The sequence below is a fragment of the Bartonella vinsonii subsp. berkhoffii ATCC 51672 genome (genome assembly GCF_902825225.1).
In the GTDB taxonomy this organism is placed as follows: domain Bacteria; phylum Pseudomonadota; class Alphaproteobacteria; order Rhizobiales; family Rhizobiaceae; genus Bartonella; species Bartonella berkhoffii.
Genome location: NZ_CADEAK010000001.1, coordinates 1 through 15,427 on the forward strand (window position 1 = coordinate 1; position 15,427 = coordinate 15,427).

Sequence of the window (15,427 nt, forward strand, 5' to 3'; positions counted from 1 at the left end):
GATCCTTTTCGCTCCACAACAAGGCATCACCTTGAACAGTGGTAATTTCTTTTTCAATCTCTTTGGTAATTTCATTCTTAATATTCGCAAATGAATCTTTAACTTTCTCAAATGAATCTCCAACACCAGCAAAGGCAGCTGCAACAGTCTCATAACTCTGCTCTTCAACCGCACTACCATCTTCATTGACCGTCTTAACCGTAAACTTGGGAGCGGTCCATTTGCCACCTTCATATCCAGCGCCACCACCAAAAGTCTTTGCAACCTCACTGCCCAGTGAATAAAGTTGACTACCATTTACGGCATCCGTGGAGTTTTCAGAAATCCCCCCATTCTCAACTGCCTGGATCTTTTTACCACCAGCATCTATACCAGAAGTGGTTATTGTCGGACCATTGGCAATCACTAAGCCAGTTACGTCTAAGATATTGTCCCCTACTTGTATTTTATCGACTACAATGGACTGAGCTAGATCAAATTTTAACTTATTGTCTTTATCACCTTTTGTAATGCTGAAATTTTCACTTCCAGCAGAAAAATCTAATTTATCGCCTGAACTAATAGTTGTATTATCTGCACCATCAACAGAAAGCTCCCAACCCCCTCCTTGTTTTATCATTCCTCTTAATTCTTTTAACTGTGCAACATTCACCGCATCAGTATCCCCAGTCCCTGCTGCAACCCCTACAATCTGCCGTGTTCTCTGGAACTCATCATTACCAATACTAACTGCACCACTTGTAGATTGCCATGCTATACTTCTTGATGACGAGGCTTTTCCAGTCTTAGGATCATAGCCCGCAATGCCACCTTTAACGTTAGCAATAGACATACTACCCAAAGCGACACCTTCAGAAACCTTAACCTTTGCAGAATGACCTAAAGCGACACTGTCCTCTCTTTTCGCCTCTGCATAGTTACCAATAGCAACCGCAAACCGACCTTCCGCAGGAATAAAAATATAATGACCTATAGCAATTGAGTTCTCAGCACGTGTCTGTGGTGCTTCATATACTACACCTCCGCTCGATCCGGGACGACCATGCTGACCTATCGCTATGGCTCCATTAGCGCCTGCAAACGCACCGCCACCCACCGCCAAATTACCGTATAGTGCAGCACGGGTCAAACCTGCACTTCTCTGAAAAGCCACAGGTAATCTGTTTATTGCCTGTTCAACTTCAGATGCTAAAACATTAAAATTTCCTTCTTTCGCACGAAAATTATTGGCTTGTAAACCTTCAGCGCTTGCTGTCATATCATTCATCACGCCGGCACGCGATATCGTTAGATCATTATCCGATGTAGTTGCTTGCTCACTTACTGGTACAAATAATCCACTAAATTGAACTCTCTCATCAATATTATTGGCTTGTAAACCTTCAGCGCTTGCTGTCACATCCACATTCATCACACCAGCATCCATTGGATCAGATGCCGTTACTTGCTCATTTACAGATGTAGATGCAGAAACTTCAACAGACTGATCTCCCTCATTTGCAGTAACATTCTTGGGTTGCACATCTCCAGCATTTACAGAAAAAACATTCGATAAGAATGCAATCATTATAGCCAACAACAGCATCACTTTAACGAAAGAAAAACGAGAATTCTTTAAATTCCTCATTGTTGTTTGTATGGCATATAATTTTTTCATGAAAATTCTCCAACGAAAAAAATTAAGACATGAAAAAGACACATTTCTACGTTATTTTTTGAGAGAGAGTGAGATATTCGGTTTTTGTTCTTGTGGTAGGGTGTCATTTTAAGTCTCGAGTTGTGTATGTTTAAGAAGATCTAAGTAGAAAAATTGAGTTTAAATAAATATGCAATTGATCCGTTTAGAGTCTAATGCTAGTTTGGATGATAGGTTGTTTCTTTATCTTTCAAATACTGGAAACATTTCATTTTAGAATGATTAAGCTTTTAACAATATAAAAAGTGATTTTTACTCGTTAATGAATTAATTTTTTGTTAAAAAAGAGTATTTCTTTGTGATATTAAAGTAAGATACTCTGAAATCTAAGTAGAATTTGATTTCTTTAGCTCTAACTTCTTTCTACTAAAATGAATATTAAAGCTGCAGTGAAGCTTAGTGTTATTTTTTTCTTTAAATTCATTACCCCTGCCCCCCTTTTGATATCACTCACCCCATCAAGAGGTCTTTTAAACAAAATGAGTCTTACTAATATACTATTTGCGTAGTTATGAAATCTCAAATGAAATAGCAAGAAAAAAATGGCTTTGTTGTATAAATTCTATCATTATGGATTCTAGTGTGTTATTTTTTCAACAAAATCACATAAATATTTCTCTGAGACCTCAGAATTTCCATCCTCGTTAAATGTTGTACTTGTTTATGTGTAACTTAAATATTTTTTAACAAAAGTGATGCTGTGTAAGATTTTCTTAAAACCTTTGGCTTTTTAGCATCATCTCAATGCTATATGAAATCCATGCACATAAATCCCCAAAATTTCCTGACTTCCATAAATTAATTCTACCAAGAAAAATGCTCTTTTAGATGTATCATCCGCACCTAAAGAGTATGAGACTGGCAAAATATATTTGAACGCTCTTATCAGATATAAGGTTTATAATTTGTAAAGTTTAGAAGATTCATTTTGTGTATTTGAGAGATAAAAGATACTGATTTTGAAAAATGACTTGTTTTCTAAAAAGTTTTAAAGCGAAAAACGCGTGTATTAGTCGCTTTCTTATTTTGTAAAATTAATTGTAATCTTTTTGTAAAAATGGTTAATATTGTTTTAATTTAGCTTCTCATTTATAAGAATAAAATGACCTTAAATGGTTGTATGATCTCTTGGAAGATATTTGCTCCGTTTTTACAACGAATCTTATAAAGTGATAGACTCGCTACAGCACAATAGAAAAATAACTAGAAAATAAACTTCCCTAACTCTGCTCATAAAAAGCACACTCCAACAGATCTTGGAGTGTGCTTTTTATCAGTAAAATTATGAAATATTCTTCTGGGAAATTTTAACTTTAAGTACAATTGTCATTTATAAAATTTTCGCCCTTGCTTTATCAGACAAGAGCGAAAATTCTGTTATGCTCCTGTTTTCTTATTATTTTATTTTCAGAGTTATTGCACCACCTACTCCCCAATGACCGCCAGCACTTGTTGCAGAGAGATTAGAGCGGATTTTTCCATTTTCAGATGTGTAACCAGCACCAAAAGCAAAGGCAGATTGTCCACGCCATGCGCCGCTACCAAATGAAACACTCAAAGATCCTGGATCGTCGAAGTAACGTAAGTTAGATACTGCTAAACCAACCGCTGCTGCCTGCCGTGCCTCCTTGCGTACACTCTTAATGTCGTAACTCAAAATATTAAACTTCATATCTGTATATTGCTTAGCTTGGTCAACGGCATCATCAATGGCATCGACAACGATATTATTCACCCGTTGATCTGTGTAATGCTTCGATTCATCAAGAACAATTTTCATCTTCTGCTCAGTATAATCATGCAGTTGCCCACCATTAATTGCCTCTTTCGAGCCTTTCTCAATACGACCATCAGCAAGATTATCAATCAGAACAGGTTCACTGGCATCACCACCTTTTAGAGTGATCTTATTGGTTTTCTTTCCGTCTGCAGTTTTGTCATAGTTAACAGCCCCATCAGAAAGATTATTAACCGTGTTCTCAATATTATCAACTCTGTTTTCAATATTATCAACGTTTTTACCAAGATCGGTAATCGTATTGGAAATATTGTCAACCCTGTTTGTGATATGCTGAATATTTTTTTCAACGCCTGCGATACGTTCATTGGTCTTCCAAAGTTGTCCACCATTGACCGCATCTTTTGAACCTTCTAAAATTTTACCATCAGATACATTGATAATTTTACTTGGCTTACCATCATGTTTAGCATCATAAGCTTTCTGCAAATCATTCCACTTTAAGGCATCGGAATCTACCTTGTTGATGACATGATCAATACGATCATTTATGCTTACCATATTGCTATTAACACCACCAAGCGCATCCGCAACATTATTATAGCTTTTCTCAACAGTTGTACCATCAGCATTGAGTTGTGCAACTCTAAAATTAGGAGCCGTCCATTCCCCATTATTATAGCCAGCACCACCACCAAAATAGGCTGCAAGCTGGTTGCTCATGCGATAGAGTTGATTACCCGTAATGGCATCTGTTGAACCATCAGCAATTCTGCCATCTTTTACATTAAGCAAAGCTACTGGTCCAATGCTGTTCTTACCTCCTAAGGTCACACGATTATAATCAACAATACCATCTTCATTTTTATCGTAAAGAACCGCCGCTGCACTTGCTGTCTCAATATTTTTAGAAATCTTCTCTATGCTTTTATCAAGTTGAGCTTTGTTAACAGCTTCATCGCCTTTTTCTGCTTCTTTCACACCAGAAATCGTCCGCTGCGCGTTACCAACACCTGCAACACTGATTTCAGTCCCAGCTGTTGCCTTACCAATAGTGATAATCCCTGATGCCCCTCCTTCTTGTTGCACAAGATTGTCCTTTTTCATTTCAGAAATCTTACCATCAAGATTTGCAATAGAAATATTCACACCAGTGAAAGCATCCATAACATTATGATATATTTGATCCTTAATAAGGAAGGTTGGTTCGATACCAGCCACTACATCTGTACTGCCACCAAAATAATTCGATATATTTTTAGCAATTTTGAAAAGCTGTGAACCATTCACGGCATCGGTTGAATCGCTAGAAATGTCTCCATCCGCAAGAAACTTAATTTTGCTGTTTGTCTTTTCTCCATTTGGTCCATGAAGTGCAACAAATGCTTTTTCCTGTTCGCTCCACAATAAAGAATTTTTAGAGAAATTATTAAATTTCTGATCAAATTCATTGGTGACATATGTTACACGGCTGTTCACATTGTTGACATTCGCATCAACCTCTCTCAAAGCATCACCAACGTTTTCAGCGATTTTCTGTTTTACGGTACCATCCGCAGAAACAGTAGATAAATTATATCTTGGTCCTACAAATTGACCGTTCTCAAATGCAGCATCTCCACCAAAAGATTTTGCTATCTCTCCGGATATTTTATTAATTTGGCTCCCATTGATCGCATCAAGCGATTCTTCGGTAATTTCGCCATCTTTAACATTATGGAGAGCAACTGGTTCTTTGGTCTTATCGCCCCCTAAAGTGATACTATTATAATTAACAGATTCATCACCATTTTTATCGTAGAGAACCGCAAAGTTATTTGCTTCTTTAATGACCTCAATCCTGTCTGTTATATCCGCAATTTCACCATCGAGTTGTTGTTTATTAACAGCGTCATTCGCGTTTACTGCAGCCTTCACACCGGAAACTCTACGATCATCTCCATTCTTATTTGCAACATCGATTAAATCACCACCTGTTTGCTTCCCAATGGTGATAGTGCCTTCATTTTCTTCCTGTTTCACAAGGCTATTTTTTGTTGCATTGGTAATTTGATTAGTGATCTCCGTGATAGAATTACTCACACCCGTGAAAGCTTCATCCACACTATTATATTCATTATCCTGAATAATAAAAGTTGGTGGAATACCATTAATTACATCTGCGCCACCACCAAAAAAATCCGATATATTTTCAGTAAGATGGAAAAGCTGATGACCATTTATTGCTTCTGTTGAATCAATGCTAACTTTCCCAGGTTGAATGCCGGAAATAACGCGCACTCTGCCTTTATCGTTCGCAACATTGACTTCGACACCACCCTTTTCAGCACCAATAGTGATCCGCTCTTGCTTTTCATCCCATTTCACAAGAATATTTTCTGCTACTTGGCTTTTTATTTCTTTCAGCTGTGCAAAATTGACCGCATCAGTATCTTCAGTCCCCTCTGCAACTCCTGTAATCTTTTTATTGCCAGCATCAATACCATCAAAAGTTACTGCTGGACCTCCATTTGTAAATAGAAAGCCATCATCACTCAAAACGCTTCTTCCTGCAGTGACACTTGTCACTGTAATATTTTCGGCTAAATCAAATTTTACATTATTGTCTTCAGCACCTTTTATAACTTTATCACTTGCAGCCGACAAATCTATTACACTCGTTGCACCAACTGTCGTGGCATTTTTACCTCCAAGAGACAACTGCCAATCTTGGCTTATGTATGATTGTAATTCTTTTAGCTGCGCAACATTAACGGCATCAGTATCATTACTACCAGCTGCCACCCCTGTAATCTGACGCGTTAGTCCTTCTTTAGGATTACCAACACTCACTGCTGCTAGTGTACTTTTCCACCCGTAGTCCTCATTCTCTGATGGGCCGTGCTTCAAAGGACTATAACCGATAAGACCAGCAGACGCATCAGCTACAGATTTTCTCCCAAGAGCAACCCCCTCTTGCACAAACACTCTTGCATCAGAACCAATCGCGACAAACTGCTTTCCTTGAGCTTGAGCACCATACCCCATAGCAATCGCATTTTGTTCATCTGCACGTGATTTGTTACCAAATGCAATACTATCAGTGCCTGTTGCTTTTGCAAGCCCACCAACAGCAACCGCACCTCCTGCTACTGTTTTTGACCCAACTCCTATAGCAAGACTTGCTGATCCTCCCGCAAGTGCAAAAAGACCTAAAGCTTGTGCACCACCCGCCTTTGTGGTCGCACCCGCTCCAAATACTGTTGAATAATTCCCCTTTGCGGAAGATCCACACCCAGTTGCAAAAGAATAAATGCCAAAAGCTTCAGGCATAACATTTGTAAAACCACCGGTTGCTCCTCCCATATACCCCCCATTCTCGGCGCTATTGGTTAGACCATCACCAGTCCAAACAATTTGATGATCTGCCCAGTTAAAAGGACGATGGCCAGAAATATGTTTGTTCAGAGAAACGCTTTCATATAGTTCTTCTGCAATAATTTGATTATTAGCGCCTTGATTCTTGCCACCATGGCCAATAACATTAAACACACCATAGTAATTATCATCGCCAGCTAATACAACACTACCATGACTACCCTTTGAATAAGATACGCTGGTACCATTTGTGCTTTGAACAGATTGTCCTGTTATCGCAAGATTAGAAGCAACCACAGGAGAAACACTCGCCCAAAGTGTGGCTATAACAGTCCCCAATGAAACAGCTTTAATCAAATTTGGTGTTGAATATTTTTTCATAATTCCCCTCTTTATAATAACATATTTAAGACACAAAAAAGATGCCCCCTCGTGTTGTAAGGCCTTCTTATTTTTTATGTCCCCGTGCTTTTGCACTAAAAATAAAACAAGATATAAGCTGTTATTGCTACAGCACCTTTAAAAGGGAAGTAGAGGGCAGCTTGTGAAAGTCAAGCTGGGCAACATCAAAAAACATATCTCATGGCGAAAATAACGTTGGCTTTTTTCTCTTAAAAAGAGTGCATAGCTTTTCGCTTTAAGCTCTTTGGAATTGGTATAATTTTTGCGTCTCTTGATTTTAGGAGAGCGCTTATTTCCTTCAGGTAAGACTTACTTAAAGCTTTAAAAAAAATGCCCCTGCTTCATCAAAGCAAGGGCAAAAACGTATTTAGGAAAACTGTTCCCATATCAATTCAGTGTCATGTTAAGTCCTGCACTGACACCCCAATGCCCACAGGAACTCGTAACCGATAAATTAGAACGAATGTTTCCTTTTTCAGATGTATAACCAGCACCAAAAGCAAAAGCAGATTGGCTACGCCATAAACCGCTTCCAAATGCAATACTTAATTTTCCAGGTGTATCATTGTATCGTAAGTTAGAGACTGCCAACCCAATAGCTGCTGCTCGTCTTGCCTCTTTACGCACATTTTCAATGTCATAATTTAAAGCTTCAAACCTCATATCGGTGTAGTGGTTTGCCTGATTTACAGCATCATCAATCACATCGACAACAATATTGTTCACCCGTTGATCCGTGTAGTGCTTCGATTCATCAAGAATGATCTTCATCTGCTGCTTAGTATAATCATGGAGCTGCCCACCATTTACAGCTTCTTTCGAGCCTTTTTCAATTTTACCATCAGCTACATTATCAATCAGAATAGGTTCACTGGCATCACCACCTTTTAGAGTGACTTTATTGGCTTTCTTACCATTTTCATTTTTGTCATAAAAAACAACCCCATCTGCAATTTCACCAACCGTATTTTCAATATTATCAACTTTGTTTTCGATATGTTGAATATTTTTTTCAACACCCGTGATACGTTCATTAGCCTGCAAAAGTTGTTCACCATTGACTGCATCTTTTGAACTTTTTCAACTTACCATCAGCTACATTGATAATTTTACTTGGCTTACCATCATGACTAGCGTCATAAACTCCCTTATTTTTATTCCACTTTAAAGCATCGGAATCTACCTTATTGATAACATCATCAATACGATTGTTTATATTGACCATACCGCTATTAACACCACCAAGTGCTTCAGCAACATTATTGTAGCTTTTCTTTTCACCTACACTTCCATCAGCATTGAATTGTGAAATTAGGAGCGGTCCACTTTCCATCCTTATAGCCCCGCACCACCGCCGAAATATGCAGCCAACTGGGTACTCATGAGATAGAGTTGATTACCTGTGATAGCATCCGTTGAGTTAGCGGCAATCTCTCCATCCAAAAGGAATTTAAGCTTGCTGTTTGTCTTCTCTCCGTCTTGTTCGTGACGTGGCAACAAATGCTTTATCCTCTTCACTCCAAAGTAAAACATTTTTAGAGAGACCATCTATTTTCTGACTAAAGTCATTAGCTACATTTGTTATGCGCGTATTCACACTGTTGAAATTTGCATCAAGTCCATTCAAAGCTGTGCCAACATCATAACAGTTAATCTTTCCTACCGTCCCATCTTCAAACACAACAGATAAACTATATTTTGGTCCTACAAAAGCGCCATTTTCAAATTTAGCTCCTTCACCAAAGTATTTTGCTATATTCCTAGATATTGTATTAATTTGACTACCATTAATGGCTTCAGTTGAATTGGCAGAAATTGTACCAGCTTCGACACCAGCGATAGTCCGATCTCCTTCACTACCTTTAATATCAATTTTCGTACCACCTTTTTCCTTACCAATAGTAATAAGTTTTTTCCCTTCGTCCCATTTAACAAGACTATTTTCTTTTATATGAGAAATTTGATTGTGAATGTTGGTGAAAGAAGTGTTCACACCTTCAAAAGCTTCAGCAACATTATAATAAGACTGCTTCGAAGAAGTTCCATTAGCATCAATTTGATAAACCTTGAAAGTAGGAGCATGCCATTCTTTATTTTCATCATATCCCGCGCCACCACCAAAATAGGTAGCAATATCCTTCATTGCATGGACTAAATGTTGATTAACATCCCTGATATTCATATCAAGCCCACTCAAAGCTCAACCAACATCATTATATTCCTGCTGAGAAACTACACCATCTTCATCAATAGTAGTTAAATTATATTTTGGTCCTGTAAAAACACCAACATCGAACGAAACTTTACCACCAAAAATTTTTGCAATTTCGTTGCCAATAGAATGAATTTGCTCACCATTTATGACATCTGTTGAGACATTAGAAATATTTCCCTTCGCAACGCCGGTAATTGCACGAGCAACATCCAATTTGTTTGCAACATCAATTATAGTACCATCTTTTTCAGCACCAATAGTGATAAGCTTTCCCCCTTCGTCCCATTTAACAAGGCCACCGCCTGCTATTTTATTTCCTATTTCTTTCAACTGGGCATAATTCACTGCATCGGTATCATCAGTTCCTTCTGCTACTCCTTTGATCGTTTTATCACCAGCATGAATGCCATTAACAGTTATGCTCGGCCCATCATCACCAATAAACCTAAAGCCAGAAGCATCCATAATGCTTTCTCCTGTAGTGACACTCGTCAAATTAAGTTCATCACTCAAAGTAAATTTGATATTGTTTCCATTGTCTTTGGTAATCTTTAAGTTGTCTTTTACTGCTTGATTGTCATTTTTCACTGAAAAATCTACAATATTGCCTGCATTGATAGCTGTAGAATCGCCATCGTTAACAGAAAGTTTCCAAACTCCTGCTATGACATCTCTCATGGCTTTGAGCTGGGCAACATTGACAGCATCAGTATCTTGAGTACCAGCTGCAACATTTGTAATCTGCCGTGTTAAATTCTGGTTAGTATTACCGATGCTAAAATCACCTCCAGTGCTTTTCCATGCAAGATCGCCCTTTTTTGTTGTAGCATTTGTTGCAGGATCATAACCAAAAGTATCTTTATTAACACGAGAAACAGATCCTCCACCCACAGCAACACCATCTGTAACAAGTACTTGTGCATTTATACCAACAGCAACTGAATGAGCCTCATTAGCATAAGTATGGGAACCTATAGCAATTGAATTTTTGCCTTTCGCTATTACTTTTCTTTCTTGCCCGTTGTCTGCAGGTTCCCCACCACCTATTGCAATAGAACCAAGAGCTTGCGCTTCAGCTTTCGAACCAATAGCAACCATATACTCCTTACTTGCCTTGGTTTTGAGCCCTATTGCAACACTATTGTAACCAGATGCAGATGCTATATTACCAATAGCAACACTATTTGCTTCGTTCCCTTCTGTATGTGAACCAATCGCAATCGCATCATTCTGCGTAGCTTTAGAACTCTCACCTATGGCAATGCTCTTTTTACCAGAGGCTTTTGCATTTTTACCAATAGCAATTGCTGATTCTCCCGATGCTACCGATCCCTCGCCCATAGTAACACCTGCTGCTCTAGTGGAAAGTGCGGAAACCCTAAGGGCTTGTGCTATACCAGCCTTTGTGGTTGCTCCTGCACTCAATGCTGCCGAATAATTCCCTGTTGCAGAAGCTCCACAACCCGTCGCAAAAGAATACACACCATAAGCTTCAGGCATAACATTAGAGTTACCATCAGTCAGCTCCCCCATATAACCATCGCTTGAGAAAGCTTGATCATTGATCAATCTACTATACTGCGCCTCTACAGTGATTTGCTTATCAGTACCTTGAGCACTACCATCACGTCCAACAGCATTATCCACACCACAGGAATCATCATCACCAGCGAAGACCATACTACCATGGCTTCCCTTTAAATAAGATACGCCAGTTTCATTTGTGCTTTCAACTTTACTCCCTGTTATTGCAAAATTTGCAGCTAAAATAGGAGAAACACTTGATAAAAGTGTCGCGATAACAGCTCCCAACGAAACCGCTTTAACCAAATTTTGTGTTGAATATTTTTTCATGATAAATCCCTCAATATAGAAAATACTGGAAGCCAAAACGCAGTTCAGCTTCGCCACAACAGGCAATAAAAGACAAAATAAAACCCCTTCGACGCTCCAGAGTTTTCTCAGCATCGTCCTAAAATTTCTGAAAAGACATTGGATGTTAAAAAATCCCCCGTTAATAAAGGGAATTAAATAAAAAATAAGCAATCTACTTGCAAATTATGTTGCAAATTATGCTATAATCTCCATTACGAACAGTATAATCCGCTTCTTATAAAATGATCTCTCATTCTCAGATAAAGCGCACAAACAAAATGGCAAGAGTACAGGTAAATAATTTTTCATTGATTTGCGAAAATACACCGCTATAAATTGTAAAATATATTTTGATATAAATGATATTTTATAGTATAGTTACATGAAATATATGGATACTATAGAGAAGTTTGTATTGTTCAATCTTCTTTAGCAGATAAAATGCGTGATAGTGTTTTCAAAAACTCAAAAACATGTAAAATACTGCTCTTTTTAAAATTGGGTTTTTATAGCAAAAAATCAAAAAAATCATGTCAGAGAACTGTTAATCTTTTGTAGTTTCCGGTTGTGTTTTCTCAGCTTCGATTTGACGTTTTAAATGCAATTTCAAAAGTGGTACAGTTGCTTCAATTTCTTCCTTATCATTGATATTCTGAACAAGCTCTTGCAACTTTCCATAAAGCTCCGCCGCTAATTCTGCTATATCTTCAGCAGGAAGTGTTATCTTTGCATCATGATAGGTTGTATAAACCAAACGCCCAAGCTTTTTCATCAATCCAGCAGGAATAGCCTGCGGTTTAAAACCCGCCGCTTTCGCCTTTGCCATGTCTGTAAACATTTCACCTTCACCTGTAATTAGCCAAGCTAAGTTAACCTTTAGTTTCTGTGATAAAGCAGCCAAGAATTCCACATTGGGAAAGGTAGTACCTCTTTCAGCGTGATCATAAATTGCTTTATTAATACCTAAACGGGCCGCTATCTGATCCCGATGAAGCTGTAAACTTTTTCGTATCAAATGTAACCGTTTCGCTTGTTCTGTTTTTGGTTCGATTTCTTTTTTTGCTAAATTACACAATAATGCAAATATTGATTTGACATACTATAATATTTGCATTATACCTCTTATTACCGCCCGTTAAGATGAGCGGTTATTACACACATAACCCCACAAAATGGATGTTGCCGCATCCATTTAAGTAGGAGCGAAAATTATGACAACCACACAAAGATGGTAGCGCCATAGCATTATTTCGAGTTACGCCGCAAAACATGATCCGTGGCAAAACTCACGAAAGCTTACCAAATACTGTTATCCAATGTCAAAAACATTTGGATAGAGTTTTAAAATTACATAAGGAAAAAGGTTTCTCAATGTCTCAAAATTAATACGAAATGGGTAAAATAAATTGGTGTTTTACAAAAAATGAAAGCGGATCGGAAATGATAGACACCTCATTGTTGATGAAGTTCAAAATCTAATCGATAAAGCAATTTATCAATTACGCCAAGTTATGGATATCAATAACTCTGATTTGAATTTCGTTGGCAATGATGAGATTTCAGAGCATTTTTATCAAAATGATACATCTTCTGCGTAAATGAAAAGCTACTTGCCAATCATGTCTTCTCAATACTATAAGTCCTATAATAAAGATATTGCAATATGCATGCACAAGTGGGAAACTGAAATTCTTGGAACAAGAAAATTTCTGACAGATAGTGACTTAAAAGTTGATGTTTTGCGCCAAATGGGCAAAACTATGATATCTATATGCATGAAAGCTTTTGGCGATCATAATGAAATGACGTTTAAAATATATTAAAACTGCACTGAAAAAACCGTGATGTGGAGACATGAATATGACCTCTTTACGCGATAAAGAATTATCCGATACGCTTGTTGGTCTTTATGACGATTATCAACGCGGTTTTGATATTGGAGAACAGCTTAAATCATGTGTGGATTTGGCTTTATCTCTTGAATTAGAATTAAGTATTTGTCGTTTAAGCGAAGCAGATATGGTTTTTAAAAAAGAAATTGTAGAAACCCTGCGCCGTCGTAGAATGCCTCTTGCCAATGAAGAAGAAACTGTTACTCATATGGATTTTGAAGAACACAAATAACGCAACACAATCCATATATGGTGAGATTGTCTGATTGCTTTCCATCCCTCTTTACTTAAATAGAAATGAAAAATTTTTAAGAAATTGCAAAATGTTGTATACTGTGTCCCTCGCCTCTCACGAAAGTGAGATTAAGCAAAAAGGCATCTCAAGATTTTTTAGTGATTCATCAAAAAACCAATGAGCATTTTATAGCATCCATAAGGTTTATACTTTATTCATTAAAAACACCAACCTTAGCATTCACTCTTCTACCCTTAAAATAACATCTTCAATGTAAGGCATCAATCTCATAGAAGGAAAAAGAGAAGGAAACAAACAGCCATTCCTCTTTAGCTCTCCTTAGGAATTTATGCTTAACATACCGGAACAAAGGAGAGCATCTTAATTATTTATGTCAGCAATTGTAAGGTGGAATCCGATGACACAAAATATTCAATCATAAAGCAAAAAGTTTGATGGATTGGCTGATGATTATGATCGCTATCGTCCACGCTACCCTCTCACCTTATTGAAAACCATGCTACTGCCTTTGAAGGACAAAAAACATTTATCCATCGTGGATGTAGGAGCTGGAACCGGCATCGCATTAGAGGGAATTGTAGAGCTTCTGAGGAACAAACACCAATATCATGCCATCGATATATCGTCAGACATGATTAAGCAGGGGCGGAGAAAATTTCCTACTGTGCAGTGGTATCAAGGACAAGCCGAAAGTCTATCGCCCAAAATTGGCAAGCTTGATCTTGTCATTATGGCGCAGGCGTTTCAGTGGGTGGATCGCCCCTCGATTGCTTTGCACTGTCTCGAAACAACTTCAAACCAATGGTGTCATGGCGGTTATTCAAAACAATCGCAATTTTAAGCAGAGCGAATTTCTAGCCGCTTATGAGACATTATTAGAAGAAATGAGCCCTAACTATTCGCGTTATTATTGTCATTTTGATTTTTTACAGGAAATGAGCGATGGCTTTAGGGTCAATCCAGAAAAGATTGCTTTATATACACAGGATTGGTCGATGACGATCTCATCTGAAGCCTTTATTGGAATGAGCCGCTCCTCAACGCAAGTACAACGCGCCATTGCTATCTATCAAGAAAAATATTTGCAGAAATTGAGTACATTGATAAAGCAATATGAAGTACAAGGAAATTTGGAGATTTTATATCGAAGTGAACTCTAACTCTACATGTATACAAGATAATCTCACATCTATGGCTGTCACTGCTGCCTCTCAACGCACAAAAGTAAGCGATGTGCGGGAAATCCACGCATCATATTAAGATGAAAATTTGAGAGACATTTGTACCGCCTTTCTCCTTTGGCGCCCAATTCACGCCTTATTGCATCAATCTTTATTGTCCGTGTCCATGAACCTTGTGCAAGTAAAGAGAAGGCGCGTCTTTTGTCTCTCAATGATGCGCTAGAGATACGAAAAAACTTCCGTTAATTTACACTTTGGGTGGACCACAGATAAAATGGCATCCCTTTATATCAAAACAGCAGATAAAAAACAGCTAGCAATAGACACAATAAAAAAAGCTTCAAAAAGATACGGGATAGACAGGAAAATAAGTTAAAAGAATCAAAGAACACAAGATTCCCGAACTTTTATAGAACCCATTGATTCTTAAAATGGCGGAGAGAGAGGGATTCGAACCCTCGATATGGTTTCCCATATACACGCGTTCCAGGCGTGCGCCTTCAACCACTCGGCCACCTCTCCAGAGGTTCGCACTATACCCAGAAAGAAATAACGTGCAAGCTTAAACTCATATTCAAAACTCAAAAAATAACTTTAGTTATCAAAATAAGAGGAGATCCTTATTAAGGATAAATACATTTTCTCTTTTTCAACAAGCAACTTTTTTCCCTGGATAGACAGTACTCCTCCTATTATCACTACCTATATCCAGAAAACAGCAAAATAAGCATCTTCATGAATCGTTACCAACATGAAAACGTGCTTCGTGAGAATAATAAAATTTATTCTAATAACAACGCTTGATGATGTGCTTT

At 37.9% G+C, this 15,427-nt stretch carries 5 protein-coding genes, 1 tRNA gene and 4 pseudogenes; 4 read left to right on the forward strand and 6 right to left on the reverse strand.

Going from position 1 to position 15,427, the window contains the following annotated elements:
- From J7R10_RS00005 to J7R10_RS00025, 5 genes and pseudogenes are all read right to left on the reverse strand, one after another.
- Window positions 1–1,657: pseudogene (locus tag J7R10_RS00005) on the reverse strand (hypothetical protein); the annotation flags it as partial.
- 1,435 nt (window positions 1,658–3,092) lie between these two features.
- Window positions 3,093–7,172 carry an adhesin gene (locus tag J7R10_RS00010; protein ID WP_010704629.1) on the reverse strand — a complete coding sequence of 1,360 codons (4,080 nt, stop codon included), beginning with the start codon at window positions 7,170–7,172 and terminating at the stop codon, window positions 3,093–3,095.
- Window positions 7,173–7,580: 408 nt separating this feature from the next.
- Window positions 7,581–9,192, reverse strand: a pseudogene (locus J7R10_RS10300) (Vomp family autotransporter); the annotation flags it as partial.
- Between the two features lie 201 nt (window positions 9,193–9,393).
- A complete protein-coding gene (locus tag J7R10_RS10305; RefSeq protein ID WP_010704628.1) occupies window positions 9,394–11,262 on the reverse strand; it encodes a hypothetical protein in 1,869 nt (622 codons plus the stop codon).
- Window positions 11,263–11,827: 565 nt separating this feature from the next.
- Window positions 11,828–12,298, reverse strand: coding sequence for a helix-turn-helix domain-containing protein (locus J7R10_RS00025; RefSeq protein ID WP_246787405.1), 471 nt, complete (start codon window positions 12,296–12,298; stop codon window positions 11,828–11,830).
- Between the two features lie 845 nt (window positions 12,299–13,143).
- Here J7R10_RS00025 and J7R10_RS00030 point away from each other — a divergent pair.
- The 4 genes and pseudogenes from J7R10_RS00030 to J7R10_RS09720 all read left to right on the forward strand — a co-directional run.
- Window positions 13,144–13,407, forward strand: a complete 264-nt coding sequence (locus J7R10_RS00030; RefSeq protein ID WP_010704626.1) for a hypothetical protein — start codon at window positions 13,144–13,146, stop codon at window positions 13,405–13,407.
- Between the two features lie 463 nt (window positions 13,408–13,870).
- Window positions 13,871–14,591, forward strand: a pseudogene (locus tag J7R10_RS00035) (class I SAM-dependent methyltransferase).
- Between the two features lie 120 nt (window positions 14,592–14,711).
- A complete protein-coding gene (locus J7R10_RS00040) occupies window positions 14,712–14,858 on the forward strand; it encodes a hypothetical protein (RefSeq protein ID WP_208436361.1) in 147 nt (48 codons plus the stop codon).
- Between the two features lie 7 nt (window positions 14,859–14,865).
- Window positions 14,866–14,988 (forward strand): annotated as a pseudogene (locus J7R10_RS09720) (tyrosine-type recombinase/integrase); the annotation flags it as partial.
- Window positions 14,989–15,044: 56 nt separating this feature from the next.
- On the opposite strand, the gene J7R10_RS00045 reads toward J7R10_RS09720, so the two are convergent.
- Window positions 15,045–15,134, reverse strand: a tRNA-Ser gene (locus J7R10_RS00045).
- Window positions 15,135–15,427: the final 293 nt, after the last annotated feature.

Bases quoted from the DNA above. Each gene is read 5' to 3' on its own strand.
- J7R10_RS00010 (WP_010704629.1), bottom strand. From the start codon at position 7,172: ATGAAAAAATATTCAACACCAAATTTGATTAAAGCTGTTTCATTGGGG.
- J7R10_RS00030 (WP_010704626.1), top strand. From the start codon at position 13,144: ATGACCTCTTTACGCGATAAAGAATTATCCGATACGCTTGTTGGTCTT.
- J7R10_RS10305 (WP_010704628.1), bottom strand. From the start codon at position 11,262: ATGAAAAAATATTCAACACAAAATTTGGTTAAAGCGGTTTCGTTGGGA.